This window comes from Mesorhizobium yinganensis (assembly GCF_040081985.1).
Taxonomy (GTDB): domain Bacteria; phylum Pseudomonadota; class Alphaproteobacteria; order Rhizobiales; family Rhizobiaceae; genus Kumtagia; species Kumtagia yinganensis.
Genome location: NZ_JBEBMH010000036.1, coordinates 1 through 19,981, shown reverse-complemented (window position 1 = coordinate 19,981; position 19,981 = coordinate 1). Strand labels below are relative to the sequence as shown.

The 19,981-nt window shown below is 60.5% G+C and carries 20 protein-coding genes and 1 pseudogene; 8 read left to right on the top strand and 13 right to left on the bottom strand.

Translation table 11 applies throughout. The features are described from left to right. Positions 1-17: 17 nt before the first annotated feature. The 6 genes from ABMA59_RS32620 to ABMA59_RS32595 form a co-directional block, all read right to left on the bottom strand. Positions 18-1,100, bottom strand: a complete 1,083-nt coding sequence (locus tag ABMA59_RS32620) for a phosphotriesterase family protein (protein ID WP_349009542.1) — start codon at positions 1,098-1,100, stop codon at positions 18-20. Between the two features lie 2 nt (positions 1,101-1,102). Further along, positions 1,103-2,110, bottom strand: a complete 1,008-nt coding sequence (locus ABMA59_RS32615; protein WP_349009541.1) for an ABC transporter permease — start codon at positions 2,108-2,110, stop codon at positions 1,103-1,105. Beyond that, positions 2,107-2,904 carry an ATP-binding cassette domain-containing protein gene (locus tag ABMA59_RS32610; protein ID WP_349009540.1) on the bottom strand — a complete coding sequence of 266 codons (798 nt, stop codon included), beginning with the start codon at positions 2,902-2,904 and terminating at the stop codon, positions 2,107-2,109. Before ABMA59_RS32610 ends, ABMA59_RS32615 begins: the two co-directional genes overlap by 4 nt. Positions 2,905-2,966: 62 nt before the next feature. Next, positions 2,967-3,905: an ABC transporter substrate-binding protein gene (locus ABMA59_RS32605; RefSeq protein ID WP_349009539.1), complete on the bottom strand. Its 939-nt coding sequence runs from the start codon at positions 3,903-3,905 to the stop codon at positions 2,967-2,969. Between the two features lie 110 nt (positions 3,906-4,015). After that, positions 4,016-4,627, bottom strand: coding sequence for a cupin domain-containing protein (locus ABMA59_RS32600; protein WP_349009538.1), 612 nt, complete (start codon positions 4,625-4,627; stop codon positions 4,016-4,018). 228 nt (positions 4,628-4,855) lie between these two features. After that, entirely contained in the window at positions 4,856-5,341 is a 486-nt protein-coding gene (locus tag ABMA59_RS32595) for a hypothetical protein (RefSeq protein WP_349009537.1), read from the bottom strand. 115 nt (positions 5,342-5,456) lie between these two features. Here ABMA59_RS32595 and ABMA59_RS32590 point away from each other — a divergent pair, with 115 nt between their 5' ends. Further along, positions 5,457-5,567, top strand: a complete 111-nt coding sequence (locus ABMA59_RS32590) for a MerR family DNA-binding transcriptional regulator (RefSeq protein ID WP_349009536.1) — start codon at positions 5,457-5,459, stop codon at positions 5,565-5,567. Between the two features lie 189 nt (positions 5,568-5,756). Here the strand turns inward: ABMA59_RS32590 and ABMA59_RS32585 are convergent, their stop codons facing one another. Further along, positions 5,757-6,458 (bottom strand): TetR/AcrR family transcriptional regulator, encoded by a 702-nt coding sequence (locus ABMA59_RS32585; protein ID WP_349009535.1) that lies wholly within the window; start codon positions 6,456-6,458, stop codon positions 5,757-5,759. A gap of 169 nt (positions 6,459-6,627) precedes the next feature. Between ABMA59_RS32585 and ABMA59_RS32580 the strand changes: the two genes are divergently transcribed. From ABMA59_RS32580 to ABMA59_RS32550, 7 genes are all read left to right on the top strand, one after another. Continuing rightward, positions 6,628-7,533 (top strand): shikimate dehydrogenase, encoded by a 906-nt coding sequence (locus ABMA59_RS32580; RefSeq protein ID WP_349009534.1) that lies wholly within the window; start codon positions 6,628-6,630, stop codon positions 7,531-7,533. Positions 7,534-7,692: 159 nt separating this feature from the next. Further along, positions 7,693-8,679, top strand: coding sequence for a TRAP transporter substrate-binding protein DctP (gene dctP, locus ABMA59_RS32575; RefSeq protein ID WP_349009533.1), 987 nt, complete (start codon positions 7,693-7,695; stop codon positions 8,677-8,679). 79 nt (positions 8,680-8,758) lie between these two features. Next, positions 8,759-9,277, top strand: coding sequence for a TRAP transporter small permease (locus ABMA59_RS32570; protein WP_349009532.1), 519 nt, complete (start codon positions 8,759-8,761; stop codon positions 9,275-9,277). Beyond that, complete coding sequence (locus tag ABMA59_RS32565) at positions 9,274-10,575, top strand: TRAP transporter large permease (RefSeq protein WP_349009531.1); 1,302 nt, start codon at positions 9,274-9,276, stop codon at positions 10,573-10,575. Before ABMA59_RS32570 ends, ABMA59_RS32565 begins: the two co-directional genes overlap by 4 nt. 11 nt (positions 10,576-10,586) lie before the next feature. After that, positions 10,587-11,018 (top strand): type II 3-dehydroquinate dehydratase, encoded by a 432-nt coding sequence (locus ABMA59_RS32560; protein ID WP_349009530.1) that lies wholly within the window; start codon positions 10,587-10,589, stop codon positions 11,016-11,018. A gap of 165 nt (positions 11,019-11,183) precedes the next feature. Then, positions 11,184-11,960 (top strand): cyclase family protein, encoded by a 777-nt coding sequence (locus ABMA59_RS32555; RefSeq protein ID WP_349009529.1) that lies wholly within the window; start codon positions 11,184-11,186, stop codon positions 11,958-11,960. A gap of 73 nt (positions 11,961-12,033) precedes the next feature. Continuing rightward, positions 12,034-13,929 carry a bifunctional sugar phosphate isomerase/epimerase/4-hydroxyphenylpyruvate dioxygenase family protein gene (locus tag ABMA59_RS32550; protein WP_349009528.1) on the top strand — a complete coding sequence of 632 codons (1,896 nt, stop codon included), beginning with the start codon at positions 12,034-12,036 and terminating at the stop codon, positions 13,927-13,929. 171 nt (positions 13,930-14,100) lie between these two features. On the opposite strand, the gene kdpC is transcribed toward ABMA59_RS32550, so the two are convergent. The 6 genes and pseudogenes from kdpC to ABMA59_RS32525 all read right to left on the bottom strand — a co-directional run. Continuing rightward, complete coding sequence (gene kdpC / locus ABMA59_RS32545) at positions 14,101-14,688, bottom strand: potassium-transporting ATPase subunit KdpC (protein ID WP_349009527.1); 588 nt, start codon at positions 14,686-14,688, stop codon at positions 14,101-14,103. A gap of 12 nt (positions 14,689-14,700) precedes the next feature. Beyond that, positions 14,701-16,773, bottom strand: coding sequence for a potassium-transporting ATPase subunit KdpB (gene kdpB, locus ABMA59_RS32540; protein WP_349009526.1), 2,073 nt, complete (start codon positions 16,771-16,773; stop codon positions 14,701-14,703). 220 nt (positions 16,774-16,993) lie between these two features. Beyond that, complete coding sequence (gene kdpA, locus ABMA59_RS32535) at positions 16,994-18,697, bottom strand: potassium-transporting ATPase subunit KdpA (protein ID WP_349009525.1); 1,704 nt, start codon at positions 18,695-18,697, stop codon at positions 16,994-16,996. A 33-nt stretch (positions 18,698-18,730) separates the two neighbouring features. Further along, on the bottom strand, positions 18,731-18,820 hold the full coding sequence (gene kdpF / locus ABMA59_RS37410; RefSeq protein ID WP_425476023.1) for a K(+)-transporting ATPase subunit F: 90 nt from the start codon (positions 18,818-18,820) through the stop codon (positions 18,731-18,733). A 365-nt stretch (positions 18,821-19,185) separates the two neighbouring features. Continuing rightward, positions 19,186-19,311 (bottom strand): annotated as a pseudogene (locus tag ABMA59_RS32530) (helix-turn-helix domain-containing protein); the annotation flags it as partial. Positions 19,312-19,856: 545 nt separating this feature from the next. After that, positions 19,857-19,981 (bottom strand): ATP-binding protein (locus ABMA59_RS32525; protein WP_349007100.1); only part of this gene is annotated, 125 nt, incomplete at its 5' end.

The window sequence follows — 19,981 nt, the reverse complement described above, 5'->3', positions numbered from 1 at the left end:
CTCGCAAATGAATTGTCTCAGGCGGAAAATACGGATCGCGGATTGTCGATCATCATCTGATCGATGACGGATTGATCGAGGCCATGTCGTCTCAGGCGAGGCACGAAATGCTTGAGGATGTAGCCGTACCCGAACCCGCCATACCGCGTCAGCATGATCTTCAGGAAGACATCCTGCGAAAGGAGCAGGCGGTCGGCAAAGCCGAGATCGACCAGCGATCGGATCGCGCGCGCGTTCTCCTCATCCGACGGCGACTGTGCATCTTGGTCGGCATAATAATAGTCCATGCCGATCATGTCGTATTCGAGAAATGCGCCCCGCCTTGCAAGGCTGGTCTGGTAGTCGAGATCCTTGTGGCTGGGATTCATGTGGCAAAGCACGGTGTGACGCAGGTCCGCGCCTTCTTGCTCGACGATGTCGAGCACCCTATGCGCCAGTCGCTCCCAGCCGGGCAGATGGATCGACAGCGGCACGCCAGTGATGCGCGCAGCGCGCGCCGATGCGCGCAATGATTTCATCTCCTCATCGGTAAAATCCTTGCTGACGCCGATCTCTCCGATCAGGCCTGCAAGAATGGCTTGCTGGGTTTCGCCACCGCCCACCTCGTCGACGATGAGTTGCGTAACCGCGTCGACATCCATCGCCTTCAGCCATTCGGGATGCGTGTGCTGCAGGTAGAACCCGGTCCCCATGACGATCTTCAGATTCGACATGCGGGCAATGCGCGCCAGTTTTTCCGGCTCGCGGCCAATGCCGATGTTGGTCGCATCGACCACCGTGTTTCCGCCAAGCGCCTGGTAACGCTTCAGCTCCGAGAGCGCCAGATCGCTGTCGTCGAGCGAGATGTTGTCACGGTTCATATAGGGATTCATCCGCAACTCGCCGATGATTTCCATCGAAACCGGTTGCAGGGCGATTGCTTTCTCGTCGGGATGGCATGGGCATTTCCAGGTGCGTGCGCCATCGAGCAGGATGTGCTCGTGCATCAGCGTCACGCCCATCGCATCGACCGGAACTGGGCCGGTGACAGTCATCACCTCGCCGGTCGCAATGCCGATCGGATGGCGCTTCGCGGGTGTTGTGTCGAAAAGATCGTCCATGCTCAGCGACTCCGCACCGCGCCGCGGAACAGACGGAAGTTTAGCCAGATCGCGACAAGGATGATGACGCCTGTGACGATTGGTGTCAGGAACGGTGACAGATGCGCGAGGATCAGTCCATTGGCAATGACGGCAACCGTCAACGCGCCGAGGATCGTCCCGGTGATCGTGCCTCGTCCGCCAAACAGGCTGGTGCCGCCGAGCACGACGGCGGCGATCACTTCTAGCTCGAAGCCCTGGCCCGCATTCGATGAGCCGGAGCCGAGGCGCGCAGCAACGATAATGCCCGCGAGCGCCGAGACCGCGCCTGAGATGACATAGACGAACAGCATATTGAGCTGCGTGTTAACGCCGGCGCGGCGTACAGCTTCCGCATTAGCGCCGATGCCGGTCACATAGCGGCCGAACGGCGTCTGATTAAACACAAGATAGGCAAGCGCCAGTACGACTACGGCTATCCAGGCCGGGGCCGGTACGCCCAGAATCCAGGCGCGACCGATCGCCACGAACGGGCTGGTCGCCTCGACAGGGATCGAATAGCCGCCTGTGATCAGCAGCGCGAAACCGCGAATGACGGACAGACCCGCAAGCGTAACAATGAAGGCCGGAATGCGCTCGTAAGCGATGAAGTAACCCTGGAGCGCGCCGAGCGCTGTTCCGATCGCCAGCATGGCCAGTATGGTCAGCGGCCAGGGCAGACCCAATTGCAGCAGCGTTGCCGAAAGGGTGGCGACCAGCGCCAGCACCGAGCCGACCGACAGGTCGATGCCGCCGGTGGTGATGACGAAGGTCATGGCGGCAGCGACGATCAGCAGCGGCGCGGACTGGCGCAGGATGTTGAGCAGGTTCGGCGCCGACAGGAACGCATCGGTGGCGAAAGAGAAGATCACGCAAACGACAAGAAAGAACAGTGCGATAGACACGACGCTCCCATTGGCGAGCACCGCGTCGCGCCAGGTGCTGTCGCGTACGCGCGGTGCCGCCGGGGTATGAAGCGGCGCGTCGCTCATGCCGGCGCTACGCTCTGATGCGCATGCTTGGCAGAGCGGGCGGCGAACTTTCGTCCGACGATCAGGTTGACGACATCCTCGATGTTGGTGTCTCCGATCAGTCGCTCGGCCACGTTGCGACCCTCATACATGACCTGAATTCGGTCGCAGACCAGGAACAGATCCTGCAATCGGTGTGTAATCAAAATGACGCTCACGCCGCGTGCGCTCACTGTCCGAATGAGGTCCAGGACTGCTTCGACTTCCGCCACCGCCAGGGCAGCGGTCGGCTCGTCCATAATGAGCACGGAAGGCTCAAACGAAGCGGCCCGGCCGATGGCGATCGACTGGCGCTGACCGCCCGACAGGTTCTCGACCTTCAATTTGGTATCGGCGATCACGATGCCCAGCCGGTCGAGCATGACGCGTGCTTGCTCGTGCATCTGCTTTTTGTCGAGGAACGGCAGGCCGGCAATGACACGGCGCGGCTCGCGACCGAGGAAGAGGTTTCCGGCAACATCGATCGTGTCACAGAGCGACAAGTCCTGATAGACCATCTCGACGCGGGCCGAGCGCGCATCGGCCGGTGATGTGAACGATACCGGTTTGCCGTCGATCTCAATCGTCCCGTTGTCCGGGACAACCGCACCGGACAGCACTTTGCTCAGCGTCGACTTGCCCGCGCCATTGTCGCCGACGAGGCCCAGCACTTCGCCGGGCTTCAGCGTCAGCGAAACGTTGTCCAGCGTCTGGATCGCATTGTAACGCTTCGAGATACCGCTCATCCGGACGCGATAGGTCTCGCTTTCGGTCATGCCATCCTCTTGTAAGGACGACGCCGCGCGAGGCGACGCCGCAGTTTGAGCGTCGATGGCTTCTACTTGAACATCGCCTTGTAGGGTTCGACGTTTTCCTTGGTCACGATGGTGATCGGGATGTTGATGATCGGCTCGACCTTTTCGCCCTTCTTGAGCTTGATTAGCGCTTCGACGGCCCCGGCGCCTTCGCCGGCCGGGTCCTGCTGAACCACTGCGGTGACCCATCCCGCGTTGATGCCTTCGATCGCCTGCTTCGTGAGGTCCCAACCGAACACCTTGACGTCCCCAGTACGGCCCTGGCTGGTGACGGCGGAAACCGCGCCGATCAGCGCCGGCTCACCTGTCGCGTAGAGAGTGGTCATGTCAGGGTTGGCGGTCATCAGGTTCTCAGACGCGCTGAGCGCCGTCTCCTGGACGTTCTGTCCGTCGACCGTGTCGAGGAAGGTCACGTCGACGCCGCTGTCGACCACTGCCTTCTTGAAGCCGTCCAGTCGCTGGTTCTGGATGAACGAATTGAGCGCACCGACGACACCGATCTTGGCCTTGCCGCCCATCTCCTTCTTTACGTAGTCGGCGTAGAACTTGCCGATGTCCGCACCGGCCTGGGTGTTGTCAACGCCGACAAAGGCGACGTTGTCGCCGTCGGGGATCTGCGCGTCGATGGCAATGACCGGGATGCCGGCGGCCTTGGCCGCCGTGATCGCAGGCTTCACGCCATTGACGTCGATCGCGACGAGAATGATGCCGTCGACTTTCTGCGTGATGTAGGTTTCCATCGCATCATTCTGCGCGCTCGGCACGTTGTTGGCGTTGAAGATCACGAGCTTGGCACCGGCGGCATCCGCCGCCTTTTGCGCACCGTCGTTGATCTGATTGAAGAAAAGAGCCTGTTGGTTGATGTTGACCAGCGCGAAAGTGTCTTGGGCGTAGGCGGCGCCGGCCGCCATGCTCAAGGCGATGGCTGTCGCGCAGCTTGCGAGAAGTCGATTCAGGCGCATTGCGGTTCCCTCTTTCTTTGCCGACCTTGGCCGGAGTTCCCAACTGTGAAAGGCGCTTCAGTTTTCAAGAGACTTGAATGGTTGTCAACGTTCTTGAACAAGCATTCGCATCAGAACGTCGCAGGCGTGTTGACCCAGAAGATGCTCGCCCGCTCTTCGCCGATGTTACGATAGTGGTGCGGCAGGTCCGATTTGAACACGAAGGTGTCGCCGGGGGCCAGCCGAAAGCTTTTTTGGTTGACCACCAACTCGACGTGGCCGGTAAGGACGTATCCAACTTCCTCGCCGACGTGTTGGATCGGCCCAGCACTCTCGCCATCTTTTTCGATATGATGGATGTTGCATTGCAGCAGGTGCCCGGCCGAATAGGGGATGACGCGTTCGAGCGATATGCCTTCGCCCCGCCGTAGCGGGTCAAGCGTGATCAGTGGGCGCATGCCGGCGCGGAATACGATGCCCTCGTCACCATCGACGTCCTCGAACATCCGGCCGATATTGGTGCCGAGCGCCTCCACAAGACGATGCAGCATCGGCAGGGAAGGAGACGCCTTGCCGTTCTCAATCTTTGAAAGCAAGCTTTCCGAGCAGCTTACCGCATTCGCCAATGTCTTAAGCGTCATACCACGGATCTGTCGCGCGAGTTTGAGCCGAGCCCCCAGCCGGCCAGCCGCCGCGGTAGCTTCCCTACTCGATCCAGGCTTTCTTGACTCGATCTTATTCATCCGCTCAGCAGACTACGGATTTGATCGTGTGACCGCCAGTGGCGGTGTATGGCCTCGTCACGCACTTATTCATTCAGCAGTTGTTGGTGACGGCTGGCAGTTAGTCGCTTGATTGCAGCCGTGAATGCCAAGTTCGCCGCTTCGTGGAAGCAGACATCGCGAGATACTGCGAGCATTTCCGTTTGGCTGTGAGCTGAGCAGCGTTGCAATGTCCGAAGCGCTTCGCAGCTATTCGGCTCTGGGCCTCGATTCGTCCGGCCGCATGAGCTTTATGGCGGCGCCGGCCGGCCAAGCGTTGAGGTCCTCGCGGCGATGGGCGGCCGCCATCATGCCGGGAAACAGGTCCGCGTGCAGAGCGAAGAGGCTGGAGGGTTTTCCGCATTCCGCGGGTTCGCATCGACTTGCCGATATGCGCAGCAAACGCCGATGTCGAGAGTCTCCACTAAAGCCATCTGAATCCCACAGCTTCCCGCTTGCTGCCCTGTGCTCCCGGCGATCACAAAAAGAACTGTCGGACAGCAGGATGACGCGTCGCCCGATGCTGTCGACGGCAAGCCTTGCGAATGGCACGAGCAGCGCCATGCTTAAGGATGGCGCCGTGACCAGGAGCCGCGTTAGTATGGCCACGTTAGGTTCGTCTTGAAACAGCCTCTGCAGTCTAGGCAGCGCGGGGCTGATCGTTGCGTTGGCCATCACCGTCAGCGTGGCCGCCATCAGCAGCGCGATCCTACGACCGTCCCGCCAAGTGGCCGGTTCCGTTGTCGCTTGGCCTCAATTTGGCTAGAAGTCGTAGCATTTCTAGAGCGAGCAATTTGGGCAGGAATACACAATGCAAACTCCATACGACATGAATATGATGGATGTTGGCGAGGTTGCGGAGCGCGCTGGCGTACAGCCATCCAGGCTTCGGTATTGTGAGGAAATCGGCCTGATCCGCTGAGAGGGCAAGCGCGGTTTGCGCCGGCAATTCGATTGTGAAGTTCCGTTAGGCTCTCGCATTGAAAATCCCGAAATCGCGCAGACTGCACCAAAGGCGAACACTTAGATCCGGATAGGCTCAGCGTCGTCGGTGCGCAGCATTAGCGTCTGTTCCCATCGAGACCGCATGGGTGCGATAATAATCGGTCCGCTAATGTACAGGGCATGTACCAGTCGGTTCACCGCGCCGCGAGCGCCGGTCGGGCTTGAGCGCAAGGTTGACGACCATTTCGACAAGGTGCGCCCTCAATGTCTGCTGTCCTTCGGGTGTGAAAAGCGCGCCACCGAAGATGCCCGAGAAAGTAGCTCGGTTGGAAACGTTGAAGAAACTCATGGCGCTGATGTGCCAGTGCAATTCCAGCGGCGCAACGTCGTCGCGAAACAGACCCGCCTCGCGGCCGCGGCGGCAGATCGCCTCCAGCTTCTGGATCGCACCGGCGTTGAGCAGACCGATAAGCTCGGACTGCTCGAGATAGGCACCGCGATGGATATTCTCGATCATAACTATGCGAATAAAGTCTGGGTGCCGGCTATGGTGCTCAAAGGTGAATTCGGCCAGCAGCGTAAGCGCTTCGACTGGCGGCAGGTGGTCGAGTTCTAGCTGCTGCTCGCCGGCGCGAACCTGCCGATAAGCCTCTTCGAGGACGCGGCCGTATAGTCCTTCCTTGTCATCAAAGTAATAGTAGATCATTCGCTTAGACGTGTTGGTCTTCGCCGCGATCTCGTCGATCCGCGCGCCGGACAGACCGTTGGCGGCGAACTCCTCCATTGCGACCGCGAGGATGTTTTTGCGCACGCCGGCGGGATCTTGCTTCCAGCCACTACCGCGATTGCCGGCCGGTCTATCGTCCATGACGGGTGCAAATCTTTCCGGTTCTCGCCCTGCTGCGGTATGCCAATAGCAAATTAACTGACTTGTACAAAGCAATTGACGAAATTAACCAGATGGTACAAAGTCCCCTTAGACCGGTGGGCCGACGGTTTAACGCCGCACGCCGGATCGCGGGGAGGTCTACAAAACCATGGCCGACGACATCGTCGACCTTTTGAGCGACCTGGCGGCACGCCGCCCGCCGAATCCCGGTCAAGGTGACCGGGTGGTTGCCGGCCTCGCCGGACGTGGCATCCAGGAGTCGCGTACGCCGGCCATGCATGAACGCGAGGCGGCGCGCCATGGCCTTCAATGCACCTATTTGCTGATCGACTTCGACCGTCTGGGACTCGTCGACGAGCAGATCGGAGCGGTCATTGCCGCCGCCCGGCATTGCGGTTTCCATGGGTTGAACGTCACACATCCATTCAAGCAGGTGGTTAGCGGCCATCTCGACGCCCTGGCGCCTGAGGCGGAGGCCATCGGCGCCGTCAACACGGTCATTTTCCAGCGCGACAGGACTGTCGGCCACAATACCGACAATTGGGGGTTTGCGGAGAGCTTTCGCGCCGGAATGCAGGGTGCCGCGTTGGGCCGGGTCTTCCAACTCGGCGCTGGTGGTGCGGGAGCGGCGGTAGCCCATGCCCTTCTCGATCTCGGCGCCGGCGAACTCGTTATCGTCGATGTCGACCCGGAGAAGGCGGAAGCATTGGCGCGACGCATGTCGCGCCGATTTGATGCGACTGTGAGTGCCGTGAGAAGCGCCGAATCCGCTCTCGCGGATGTCAACGGTATCGTGAACACAACACCGATCGGGATGGCCAAATATCCCGGCGTCCCCTTCAATGTCGACCGGCTCGACCCGCTCCAATGGGTCGCGGAGATCATTTACTTCCCGCCCGAGACCGAGCTCCTGCGCCAGGCGCGCGCCCGCGGATGCCGGACGCTGGCTGGCACCGGCATGGCGATCTATCAAGCCGTGCGAGCCTTCGAACTGTTCACGGGTCGCGTCGCCGACCCCAAGGCGATGGCAAGCCATTTCGAGTCGGCCGCATGACCGCGTTAGCCCGACCAACATGTCTAGGAGGTGTTGACGGCTCTATCCTACGTGGGCTCACCGCAACTTATCGCAGATATCTTGACGCCGCTGTCGAGGAATCAGCCGGCCGGAATTGGTCGCGGTTTTACGACTTAATTTTCAAAGGGAGGAAATGGCATGACGCACATCTTCACACGACGCTTGTTTCTGGCCAGCACGGTCGCCGCGACGGCGCTGGCGGGGCTTCCCGCATTCGCCCAGGACAAGCCGAAACTGCGTTTCTCGGCAGTGTTCTCGGAACAGGACATTCGCGCCGAAATGACGAAGATGCTGGCCGACGCCATCAAGGATGACTTCATTTTCGAGGGCTACTACGGCGGCAACCTGTTCAAGCAGGGCACAGAGCTTGTCGCCCTGCAGCGCGGCAACCTGGAAATGGGCAACATAGCGCCGCAGGACATCTCCAAGCAGGTGCCGGCCTGGTCGATCGTCACCGCCGGCTATCTGTTTCGCGACGCAGCCCACCTCAAGGCCTTCTTCGCGAGCGAAGCCGGCACCGAATTGAAGAAACTGGCCGAGGACCAGCTCGGCGTGGTGATCCTCGGCCCGACCTATTTCGGCGTGCGCCAGGTCGGGCTCAAGCCTGACAAGGAGATCAAGACGCCCGCCGATCTGGCAGGCATCAAGCTGCGCATGCCGGGCGGCGACGCCTGGCAGTTCCTGGGCACCGCGCTCGGCGCCAATCCGACGCCGATGGCCTATGCCGAGGTCTATACCGGTCTGCAGACCGGCGCGATCGACGGCCAGGACAATCCTCTGCCAAATGTGGAGAACATGAAGTTCTACGAGGTGATGAGCCAGATCGTGCTGACGTCGCATCTTGTCGGCTTCGACCTGCTCACGATCTCAAAGAAGGCCTGGGATGAGATGGGTGCCGAGAAGCAGGCGAAGTTCCAGGCCGCCGCGGACGCTGCGATCGACTTCTCCACCCAGAAGCATCTCGCCCGCGAGAAGGAACTGGTGGAGACTTTCAAGGCCAAGGGCCTGAAGATTTACGAGCCGGACGTCGCGGCCTTCCGCAAACATGTCCAGGAACAGTATCTGGAGTCAGACCTGGCCAAGGACTGGCCGGCCGGCATGGTCGACAAGATCAACGCGCTTTGATGCGCATTTTCTCCCGGCAAGCGCGCCGCTTGCCGGGAAGCCCGCTCGACATCCCGGTCGCCGCTTTGGGAGGCATTTCGTGACCCCGACCCCGCGCCGCATCGGCGGCTGGCTCTATCGCCGCGCGGAAAACGTTCTCGCCGCCATGCTGGCGCTGATGTTTGCGGCCTTCATCCTGCAGATCGCTTTCCGCTACCTGCTCAACCTGCCGATCGGCTGGACCAACGAGATCAGTGTGATCCTGTGGATATGGATCGTCCTGTTCGGAGCGGCCTTCGTGGTGCGCGAGGAGGAGGAGATCCGGTTCGACCTCATCTATTCCGCCGTCGGATCTGGCGGACGAAGGGTGATATTCCTCGTCTCGGCCGCGGCATTGATCGTTCTCTACATCATCTCGCTGCCGGCGACATGGGACTACGTCACTTTCATGAAGGTCGAGAAGACCGCCTATCTGAAAATCCGCTTCGACTGGCTCTACGCCATCTACATCGTATTCGTCGTCGCGGTTCTTGCGCGCTACCTCTGGCTTTCCTGGCAGGCCGCCTTCGGCAAGGCGCCGGAAGAATTCGACCCGACCAAGGCGGGGTCGGGCGTATGAACGTGACCAGCCCATTCTCGCTGACGGTTCTCGCCATCGTTGCCCTGTCGTTCCTCGGCCTGCCGATCGGCCATGCGATGATCGGCGGTTCGATCCTCTATCTGCTGCTGGCTGGGCTCGACATGGGCACGGCTGCCGAACAACTGCTCAACGGGATGTATTCCAATTACATCCTGCTCGCCGTGCCGCTGTTCATCCTGGCCGCGGAACTAATGAACATCGGCTCCATGACCGATCGCCTGATGTCGTTCTGCAACGCCATCGTCGGCAGGTTCCGCGGCGGCCTCGCCTACGTCAACATCGTCCAGTCCATCATCTTCGCGGGCATGTCGGGCTCGGCGATCGCCGACGCCGCCGGCACCGGCAAGATGATGCAGCAGATGATGACCAGGGACGGGAAGTATCCCGGCAGCTACGCGGCGGCATTGACCGCCGTCACGGCTGTCATCGGTCCGATCATCCCTCCGTCCATCCCGATGGTCATATACGCGCTCGTCTCCGACGCGTCGATCGGCTATCTGTTTCTCGCTGGCGTCGTTCCGGGGCTGCTGATGGCGCTGGCGCAGATGGTCATCGTCTTCTTCGACGCGCGCCGCAAGAATTTCCCCGTCGAGGCACCCACGCCGCTTCGCGAACTGCCGCTGATTACCCGGCGGGCGCTGCCGTCGCTGATGATGCCGGTCGTGCTGCTTGGCGGCATCTACACCGGCGCGACCACCCCGACGGAAGCGGCCGCCGTCGCCGCGGCCTATGCGCTGCTGATCTCCACGGTGCTCTACCGAAGCGTTTCCTACAGCGACTTCTATCGCTCGGTTCTGGCCAGCGCCCGCACGACGGCATCGATCGGCATGCTGATCGCTGGCGCGCTCGTGTTCAACTACGTCATCACGGTCGAGAACATTCCACAGACGTTGACGACGATCCTTCAGGCTTGGGACCTTTCTCCCACCGGGTTTCTGATCCTCGTCAACGTCATCCTGCTCGTCCTCGGCTGCCTGCTGGAAGGCACGACGATCCTGTTGGTCGTGGTGCCGGTTCTGATTCCTACCGCCCGAGCGCTCGGTCTCGACATGGTGCATTTCGGCGTGGTCGTGGTCGTGAATATAATGATCGGGCTGATCACGCCGCCCTACGGTCTGCTCCTGTTCATCATGACCCGCATCGCCGAGGTGCCGCTGCGCGACCTCGTGCGCGACACGCTGCCGTTCCTTTGGGCGATGGTCGGTTCGCTGGTGCTGATCACCTTCTTTCCGGGGCTCGTGCTGTGGCTGCCACGCCTGCTCGGATACCAGGGATGACGGGGAAAGAGATGAAGCAGATTTTTATCATCAACGGTCCGAACCTCAACCGGCTCGGTACGCGCGAGCCGGAAATCTACGGCCGCATCACGCTGGCCGAGATCGAGACGCTGTGCAGGCGGGCGGCTGGCGAGCGGCCGATGCGCTTCCATCAGTCAAACTTCGAAGGCGAGATCGTCGAATGGGTCCATGAAGCGATCGACCACGGCGCCGGCATCGTCATCAACCCCGCCGGCTTCTCCTTTACGTCGATCGCTATCCTGGACGCATTGAAGATGTTTTCCGGTCCGATCATCGAACTGCACATCTCCAACATCCACCGGCGCGAGGCGATCTATCACCGTTCGCTGGTGTCCACCGTGGCGACCGCGGTGATCGCAGGGCTCGGGCCTAACGGTTACGCGACTGCCGTCAACGCGCTGAGGGATTTGATCCGGGAATAGCTGCCCTCACCTGGCCGAGAGACTGAAGGACGAACGAGATAACCGCGCTGCGCGGCAGGAAAATCAACCAGCCCGGCAAGGGCTCGAAACGGGGAAGGAAAAGCTGAAATGTGCCCTCCGGGATGCCTGCATTCGATCTGCGAGAACGCTACGCGAAGAGGGCTGTTGAAGGCCGGATTTACACTCGGCCTCGGCGCGGCGGCAGCCACCGCCCTGCCGGCGATCCCGTCGGCCCGGGCTGCGCCCATCAGCTTTACCGATACGGTCGACCTCTCCCACGCCCTCTATGAAGGTTTTCCGACCTTCAGCGGGGATAAATGGGTCACCGTCGAAAATCTCGTCACCTTCGCCAAGGACAAGGTGAATCTCAACCGCTGGACGATCGTCGAACACAGCGGCACACATATGGACGCGCCTATCCACTTTTCCGCTGACGGCATGACGGCCGATCTCATCCCGATCTCGGACCTGATTGTTCCGGTAGCAGTCATCAATATCGCCGCGCGCGCCGCCGACGACCCCGACGCCGAGCTTACCCCGGACGACGTCAAGGCGTGGGAGGCCAGGAACGGGCCACTCCCCGAAGGATGCTGCGTTGTGATGAATTCCGGCTGGCACAAACTGGTGGGTGATCCGAAATTTACCGGCAGCGACAACGAGAAACGAAACCATACGCCGGGATTTCACATCGAGACGACGCAATTCCTCATCTCAGAGCGCAAGGTCAAAGGCATCGGGGTGGATACCCTGTCGCTCGACACAGGCCTCAATTCGAACGGCGCGTTCCCCGTACACTACGAATGGCTGGGCAGTGGCCGCTGGGGCGTCGAATGCCTGGCCAATCTCGACGCCATTCCGGAATCGGGCGCACGCCTTTTCCTTGGTATTCCCAAGGTCAAGGGAGCGACCGGCGGACCCACCCGCGCCATCGCGCTGCTTTGATGCGGGCACCCGACACAACATCAAGCGCTCCCCGTACCCTGACCGGTACGGGACACCATGGATTGTCGAGCGGATGAAGACCTCGATCGCCACCGTCTCGATCAGCGGCGACCTTCGTGAAAAGCTGGCGGCGATCGCTGCTGCCGGCTTCGACGGCGTCGAGATTTTCGAGAACGATTTCCTTGCTTTCGACGGCAGCCCGCGGGATGTGGCCGGCATGGCCCGCGACGCCGGCCTCGCCATCACACTTTTCCAGCCTTTCCGCGATTTCGAAGGCCTGCCGCAGCCCCAGCGCGGCCGAGCCTTCGACCGCGCCGAGCGGAAATTCGACGTGATGCAAGATCTCGGCACGGACCTGATGCTCGTCTGTTCTTCTGTGTCGCCGGCCGCGTTGGGCGGCATCGACCGCGCCGCCTCCGACTTTCATGAACTAGGCGAACGTGCGGCCAGACGTGGCTTGCGGGTTGGTTATGAGGCCCTGGCCTGGGGGCGGTATGTGAGCGACCATCGTGATGCCTGGGAGATCGTGAGGAGGGCCGATCACAAGAATGTCGGGCTGATCCTCGATTCCTTTCACACGCTGGCTCGTGGGATCGACTTGGCCTCGATCCGCGCCATTCCAGGCGACCGGATCTTCATCGTGCAGGTTGCCGACGCACCGAAGATCGATATGGACCTGCTCTACTGGAGCCGGCATTTTCGCAACATGCCGGGCGAAGGCGACCTTCCGGTGACCGATTTCATGCGTGCGGTGGCAGGGACCGGCTATGACGGCTACCTGTCCCTCGAAGTTTTCAATGACCAGTTCCGCCGCGGTTCGGCAAAAGCGATATCCGTTGACGGCAGGCGGTCGCTGACCTGGCTGATGGACCAGGTGCGTCGGCAAGACCCTTCGCTTGCGTTGGCCGTCCCACCCATGCCCGACCGTATCAAAGTCGAGGGGGTAGAATTCGTCGAGTTCACAGCCAACGGCGATGGCGGACAGGAGATCGGCGCCTTGCTCGGCGTGCTCGGCTTCATCGAGGCCGCGCGGCACGTCTCCAAGCATGTGACACTCTATCGGCAGGGCGGGATCAACATTGTCGTCAACACGGAACGCGAAGGATTTGCCCATTCCTCCTTCGTCGTCCATGGCACGTCCGCCTATGCGATCGGCCTGAAGGTCGGGGATGCCGCAGCCGCGGTCGAACGTGCGAGGACCCTGGGTGCGGAGTTGTTCATCCAGCCGGTCCGCCAAGGGGAACTTGAGATCCCCGCCATGCGCGGCGTCGGCGGGAGTCTCGTCTATTTCCTTGATGCCGCGACCGACCTCGGCAGGGTTTGGGATCTGGAATTCCGGCCGCTACGGGACACCGGCGACCATGGAGGCGTCGGCCTCACGCGGATCGATCACGTCGGCCAGACCATGCCGGGCGAAGAACTGCCGAGTTGGCTTCTCCTCTACTTGTCGCTGTTCCGCGCACGGAAAACAGGGCTTGTCGATGTGGCCGACCCTGCGGGGCTGGTGCGCAGCCAGGTCATAGAGGGGCTGGATGGGCGTCTGCGGCTGACGCTCAACGGCGCCGAGAGCCGCCGGACTTTGGCAGGTCACTTCGTTGCAGAGACTTTCGGCTCCAGCATCCAACACGTGGCCTTCCTGACCGCCGACATTTTCAATACTGCCGCGGCCCTCCGCTCGCACGGTTTCAGACCGCTGCAGATATCGCCGAATTATTTTGACGACGTCGAGGCCAGGTTCGGATTGGATCCGTTGCTTGCCGACCGGTTGCGCGAATGCAATGTTCTCTACGATCGTGACGACAACGGCGAATTCTTCCAGCTCTACGCCCCTGCCTTCGGCGAGGGTTTCGTCTTCGAGATCGTGGAGCGTCGAGGTGGATACGCTGGCTACGGCGCACCCAACGCGCCTTTCCGCATCGCGGCCCAAAAGCGCTTGATGAAGCCGGCGGGAATGCCACGGATCTATTGAACGGCATCGGAGGAACTAACCGCAGCGAATCAACGGCTTGTCGTAGTCGTTGATCAGTTGGGCCGTGTCTCTGATTGTCTTGGCCTTTTCGTCGATGCGCGCTTGAAGCCGATAGTCGATATTCTGCGATAGCGAGCTTGTGATCAGCCGCGACAGATGTGTTCAAATGTTCTAAGAATTTTTGATCGGCGCTTGGCGGCTAGCGGCATCGAGCGCGAGGTTCAACTTGAGAACGTTGACGGTCGGCTCTCCCATGAAGCCCAGTTCCCGCCCTTTGACCTGGCGGTGGACCAGTGCGCGCAGGGCATCTTCGGTCATCCCGCGCGCCTTGGCCACGCGAGGAATCTGGAACTGCGCAGCTTCAGGAGAGATGTGCGGGTCGAGGCCACTGCCGGACGTGGTAACCAGGTCGATCGGCACTGGCGTTCCAGGGTTCTCGGCCTTGAGGGTTTCCGCGTCCGCCTTGATGCGGTCGATCAGTTTCCGGCTGGTAGGCGCAAGGTTGGAACCGCTGGATGAGGTGGCGTTGTACCCGTCGCCTGCGGCCGACGGTCGGCCATGGAAGTATTTATCGCTTGTGAAGGCTTGGCCGATCAGTTCCGAGCCGATGACAACGCCGTCCCTCTCGATTAAACTGCCATTGGCTTGGCGAGGGAAAATCGCCTGGGCGAGCCCGGTCATGCCGAGAGGATAGATCAGGCCGCTGATTATCGTCAGGGCGGCGAAGACAACAATCGCGGGTTTTAGCTGCTTGAGCATGGGATTAATCCTTTACACGAGGCCAAAGGCGGTGATGGCCATGTCGATAGTCTTGATGCCGACGAACGGGACGACGATACCGCCCAGACCGTAGATGAGCAGGTTGCGGGAAAGCAGTGCGCCCGCGCCGATGGCCTGATATTTGACGCCCTTCAGCGACAACGGGATCAGCGCCACGATGATGAGCGCGTTGAAGATGATCGCGGACAGTATGGCGCTCTGGGGTGTTTGAAGGCCCATGATGTTGAGCGCGCCGAGCTGCGGGTAGAACGCCAGGAACATCGCCGGGATGATCGCGAAATATTTGGCGATGTCGTTGGCAATGGAGAAGGTGGTCAGCGCGCCGCGCGTCATCAAGAGTTGCTTGCCAATCTCGACGATCTCGATGAGTTTGGTCGGGTCGCTGTCCAAATCCACCATGTTACCCGCTTCCCGCGCGGCCACCGTGCCGGTGTTCATGGCGACGCCGACATCCGCCTGAGCAAGGGCAGGCGCGTCGTTGGTCCCGTCGCCACACATGGCGACCAGTTTGCCCTTGGCCTGCTCATCGCGGATCAGCGACAGCTTGTTCTCGGGCGTCGCCTGGGCGAGGAAATCATCCACTCCCGCCTCTGCCGCGATCGCTGCAGCCGTCATCGGGTTGTCTCCGGTGATCATCACCGTGCGGATGCCCATGCGGCGAAGTTCCGCGAAACGCTCGCGAATGCCGCCCTTGACGATGTCCTTGAGATGCACGACGCCGAGCAGGCGGTTGTCTCGCACGACTGCAAGCGGCGTTCCACCAGCCTTGGCGATTTCGTCGGCGATCAACTGAACTTCGCGGATGGTCTCGGCATTGGCGCGGTTGGCTCCAGCCGCCACGGTTGCAAGCTCCACATGCTTCAACACCGAGTCCACCGCGCCCTTGCGGATAGACGAACCGCCAAGGTCGACGCCACTCATCCGACTCTGCGCCGTGAACGGGACGAAGGTCGCGTGCAGGCTCTGCATGTAGCGACCGCGAATACCGTATTTCTCCTTGGCGAGAACGACGATCGAGCGGCCTTCCGGCGTCTCGTCGGCGAGCGAGGCAAGCTGCGCGGCATCTGCCAGTTCCTGCTCCTTTACACCGTGGACAGGCCGGAATTCCGTCGCTTGCCGGTTGCCAAGTGTGATGGTGCCGGTCTTGTCGAGAAGCAGCGTATCGACGTCGCCGGCGGCTTCGACCGCGCGCCCGGACATTGCCAGCACGTTGAAACGCACGAGCCGGTCCATGCCGGCGATGCCGATGGCCGAAAGCAGGGCGCCGATGGTGGTCGGGATCAGCGTGACGAACAGCGCAACCAGGATGACGACAGGGATATAACCCCCCGCATAGGTGGCGAAGCTCGGGATCGTCACGGTCGCCAGAACGAAGATCAGGGTCATGCCGGCGAGCAGGATGTTGAGCGCGATCTCGTTCGGTGTCTTCTGCCGTTCGGCGCCCTCGACCAGCGCGATCATTCGGTCGATGAAGGTCGAGCCGGCTGCAGCCGTGATGCGGACCTTGATCCAGTCGGAAAGTACCTGCGTGCCGCCGGTCACGGCCGAGCGGTCTCCGCCGGATTCGCGGATGACGGGCGCGGACTCGCCGGTGATGGCGGCCTCATTCACGGAGGCTATACCTTCGACCACCTCGCCATCGGAGGGAATGATATCCCCGGCCTCGACAATAACGACGTCGCCGACTTTGAGGTTGTTGCCAGGTATCACCTTGAAGGTCGAACGATTGCCATTGGTGAGAAGCTTGGCCTGCGTTTCGGAGCGGGTGCGCCGCAGCGAATCCGCCTGCGCCTTGCCGCGCCCTTCAGCGACGGCTTCGGCAAAATTGGCGAACAGTACCGTGAACCAGAGCCAGAGCACGATCTGGAACGAGAATCCGAGACCGGGAGCGCCAGTTGCAACATCTCTGATGAGCAGGACCGTGGTGAGCGCTGAAACCACGGCGACGACAAACATCACCGGGTTCCTGGCGAGGCTTCTCGGATTGAATTTCCGAAAAGCATCGCCGATGGCGGGAACGAGGATACGAGCGTCCATGATGCTCGCGGATTTGGACTGGCTCATCTTGAGGCTCCAGCGTGTGTTTCTTGTGGGAAGACCGCGATCAATCAGGCCGTTGTGAACCGGTGTCGCCGCTCTGCGCTACCAGCGCGACCCCGAAGAACAAGCAGCAGCATGCCAGTTTGATGCAGGACACTCGCGGCGGCTTGCCATCCTCCGCGCCCAATCGGCGCGGGGATATACGGTGCTGCGCAACCGATCGAACAGGTTGGATGCGCGATCGTTAGAACGTGTGCCCGAGGACCATCGCCAAATGCTCGACGATTGGCCCGACGGCGAGCGCCGGAAAGAAGGTCAGGCCACCGATAGTCACGATGACGCCGCAGAGCAGCCCGACGAACAGCGTGCCGTCCGTGGGGAAGGTTCCGGCCGAAGCCGGGACGGTCTTCTTCATCACGAGAGACCCGGCAATGGCCAGCGCGGGAATGATGATCAGGAATCGGCCCATCAGCATGGCAAGACCAATAGTGATGTTGTACCAGGGCGTATTGCCAGTCAGGCCGCCAAAGGCCGAGCCGTTGTTGGCTGTTCCGGAAGTATAGGCGTAGAGGATTTCCGAGAAGCCGTGCGGGCCAGGTGTGCCGATGGACGCGACACCGGCGGGAAGCACGACCGCGATCGCGGTGAAGATCAGCATGGATGCCGGCAGGCATAGAATGCCAAGGACCGCCATCTTCACTTCCTTGGCCTCGATCTTCTTGCCGAGATATTCCGGCGTGCGCCCGACCATCAGGCCGGCAACGAAGACGGCAAGGACAACAAACAGCAGGATACCGTAGAAGCCGGCGCCGACGCCGCCCACGATGATCTCGCCCAGTTCCATGTTGATCAGCGGGATCAGCCCGCCGAGCGCGGTAAAGGAGCCGTGCATCGCGTTGACCGCGCCGCAAGAGGCTGCCGTGGTAACGACGGCGAACAGAGCCGACAGGGCGATGCCGAAGCGGGTTTCCTTGCCCTCCATGTTGCTGCCATCGATGCCGAGCGTATGCACCAGCGGGTTGCCGGCGGCTTCGGCCCAGTAGCAGACGATAACGCCGGCGACGAACAACACGCCCATGGTGGCAAAGATCGCCCAACCCTGGCGTTGATTGCCAACCATGCGTCCGAAAACATTGGTCAGCGCTGCGCCGATGGCAAAGATCGAGACCATCTGGATCAAGTTGGAGATCGCATCGGGATTTTCGAACGGGTGCGCCGCGTTGGCGTTGAAGAAGCCCCCGCCATTGGTGCCGAGCATCTTGATGGCGATCTGCGAGGCAGTGGGCCCGACGGCTATCGTCTGCTGTGCCCCTTCCAGCGTGGTGGCGTTCACGTAGGCGCCAAGGGTCTGCGGCATGCCGAGCCAGACATAGACCAGCGTCAGCACGATGCAGATGGGCAGAAGCACATAAAGCGTGGCACGCGTCGTATCGACCCAGAAATTGCCGATCGATCTGCCCGAGGCCCGCGCGAAACCGCGGATCAGCGCCACCGCTATGGCGATGCCGGTCGCCGCCGAGACGAAGTTCTGGACGGCCAGCCCCACCATCTGGGTCAGGTACGACATGGTGCTTTCGCCGCCATAGTTCTGCCAGTTGGTATTGGTGACGAAGCTCGTAGCCGTGTTGAAGGCGAGCTCCGGCGGCACCGCCGCCATCCCCGCCGGGTTGAGCGGCAGGCCACCCTGAAACCGCTGCAGAAAATAGAGGAACACGAAGCCTGCAAGGTTGAAGAACAGCATCCCAGCCGCATAAGTCGTCCAGTGTTGCTCTTCTTGTTCGCTCGTTCCGGCGATACGGTAAAGTCCGCGCTCGATCTGGCCGAGAACCGGCGACAGCAATGTGCGCTCACCGCTGAAGACCCGGAACATATAGCCGCCGAGTGGCTTTGCGAGCAAAATGATGATCCCGCAGAAAACGAGGATCTGAATCCATCCATTGAGAGTCATGGGTCTAGCTTTCCGAGCGTTGCGCCTGTGCGATTAGAACCGCTCAGGCCGAAGCAGGGCGTAGGTGAGATAATCAAGCAGGAACAAAGTCATCGCTCTGCCTAAAATAAATTCGAACTGCATATTTCCGTTCTCCTATAGTTTTTCACAGACTTTGATGTAGGCGAATGTGAAAACGAAGAAGATCAGTCCAACTGTTATAAGGGCTATATCCACAGTCACAACTCCTTATTCTCGATTGTGAGGTGACACGTCTTTGCTGGAGCACGCAACAAATATGACGAAGCGCAAAGCGACATTATGAAGATTTCGCCAAGCGGGTTTGAATTTGTCAGGAATATGGCCAAAACCGCATAAAGGTTCGAGATGGCAGGGAGAAGAAAGAAATATGATTCTTATATATGCATTGGAAAAACGCGCTTATGAGTCCCTCGGAGGACATGCGAGCGAGGGTGATTTTATAGGGCGAGAGCCGAAACGGCTTCCAGCTTGCGCCAACGACTGACGCTCGCAGTACTCACGCCGAACCGCTGAGCAGCCTGGCGGTGCGTCAAGCCATCCGCAACTGCCGCTACAACCCGAACTCGAAGATCGACCGACAGCCCCTTCGATATGCCTGCCGGTCTCCGATCCGGCAAAGAGTCTGGATCACTTTCCAAATGATCCGGGAATCCAAAATTGTTTCTGTCAGTCCGAAATCCGCTCTCTCCGCCAACATATGGACCTAATTCGTTGTAATTACCTAATTCGTTGTAATTTATGCATTGTTTTGCACAACAGTGCCCTCTTACTGCACCTTTAGCTGCACCTTGATGATTTGATTGCCGGCCATAAAGGCGACCGCTTTCAATCCGCTGCGTCTGCCCTCTCACGGCGCAAACAGGGGTTCGATTCCCCTTGGGCGTACCAGCAATTTCAATTACTTAGCTATATTTTCAGAAATCCATCGAATATCCGTCGAATAAAGGGTGGCGGATGACCGTGTATTTCTGCGAACGTGGGCGTCGATCCGATGCCGCTCCCTCGCGGCACCTGCCCGTCAACGCGCGATCGCTGCGACACGTTCGCTCACTCAGTTCCAGCCAGCCTTGTTGATTTCCGCGAAGAACTGACCCGGGGTTTCCACTGAGAACTGACCCGGGTGGATGATGGGTCTGGGTCAGGTCGGGGTCAAGTTTTTGGTTTTCTCCTTCGCGGGTTTGACGGGTTTTGCCGAACTGTTCCTGAAGCGGAAGCTGTCGTTTCCGGTCTCCAGGATATGGCAATGGTGAGTTAGGCGATCGA

Excerpts from the sequence above, each read along its gene's own strand:
- ABMA59_RS32620 (WP_349009542.1), bottom strand. The coding sequence starts at position 1,100 with ATGGACGATCTTTTCGACACAACACCCGCGAAGCGCCATCCGATCGGC.
- ABMA59_RS32615 (WP_349009541.1), bottom strand. The coding sequence starts at position 2,110 with ATGAGCGACGCGCCGCTTCATACCCCGGCGGCACCGCGCGTACGCGAC.
- ABMA59_RS32610 (WP_349009540.1), bottom strand. The coding sequence starts at position 2,904 with ATGACCGAAAGCGAGACCTATCGCGTCCGGATGAGCGGTATCTCGAAG.
- ABMA59_RS32605 (WP_349009539.1), bottom strand. The coding sequence starts at position 3,905 with ATGCGCCTGAATCGACTTCTCGCAAGCTGCGCGACAGCCATCGCCTTG.
- ABMA59_RS32600 (WP_349009538.1), bottom strand. The coding sequence starts at position 4,627 with ATGAATAAGATCGAGTCAAGAAAGCCTGGATCGAGTAGGGAAGCTACC.
- ABMA59_RS32595 (WP_349009537.1), bottom strand. The coding sequence starts at position 5,341 with ATGGCGGCCACGCTGACGGTGATGGCCAACGCAACGATCAGCCCCGCG.
- ABMA59_RS32590 (WP_349009536.1), top strand. The coding sequence starts at position 5,457 with ATGCAAACTCCATACGACATGAATATGATGGATGTTGGCGAGGTTGCG.
- ABMA59_RS32585 (WP_349009535.1), bottom strand. The coding sequence starts at position 6,458 with ATGGACGATAGACCGGCCGGCAATCGCGGTAGTGGCTGGAAGCAAGAT.
- ABMA59_RS32580 (WP_349009534.1), top strand. The coding sequence starts at position 6,628 with ATGGCCGACGACATCGTCGACCTTTTGAGCGACCTGGCGGCACGCCGC.
- dctP (WP_349009533.1), top strand. The coding sequence starts at position 7,693 with ATGACGCACATCTTCACACGACGCTTGTTTCTGGCCAGCACGGTCGCC.
- ABMA59_RS32565 (WP_349009531.1), top strand. The coding sequence starts at position 9,274 with ATGAACGTGACCAGCCCATTCTCGCTGACGGTTCTCGCCATCGTTGCC.
- ABMA59_RS32560 (WP_349009530.1), top strand. The coding sequence starts at position 10,587 with ATGAAGCAGATTTTTATCATCAACGGTCCGAACCTCAACCGGCTCGGT.
- ABMA59_RS32550 (WP_349009528.1), top strand. The coding sequence starts at position 12,034 with ATGAAGACCTCGATCGCCACCGTCTCGATCAGCGGCGACCTTCGTGAA.
- kdpC (WP_349009527.1), bottom strand. The coding sequence starts at position 14,688 with ATGCTCAAGCAGCTAAAACCCGCGATTGTTGTCTTCGCCGCCCTGACG.
- kdpB (WP_349009526.1), bottom strand. The coding sequence starts at position 16,773 with ATGAGCCAGTCCAAATCCGCGAGCATCATGGACGCTCGTATCCTCGTT.
- kdpA (WP_349009525.1), bottom strand. The coding sequence starts at position 18,697 with ATGACTCTCAATGGATGGATTCAGATCCTCGTTTTCTGCGGGATCATC.
- kdpF (WP_425476023.1), bottom strand. The coding sequence starts at position 18,820 with ATGCAGTTCGAATTTATTTTAGGCAGAGCGATGACTTTGTTCCTGCTT.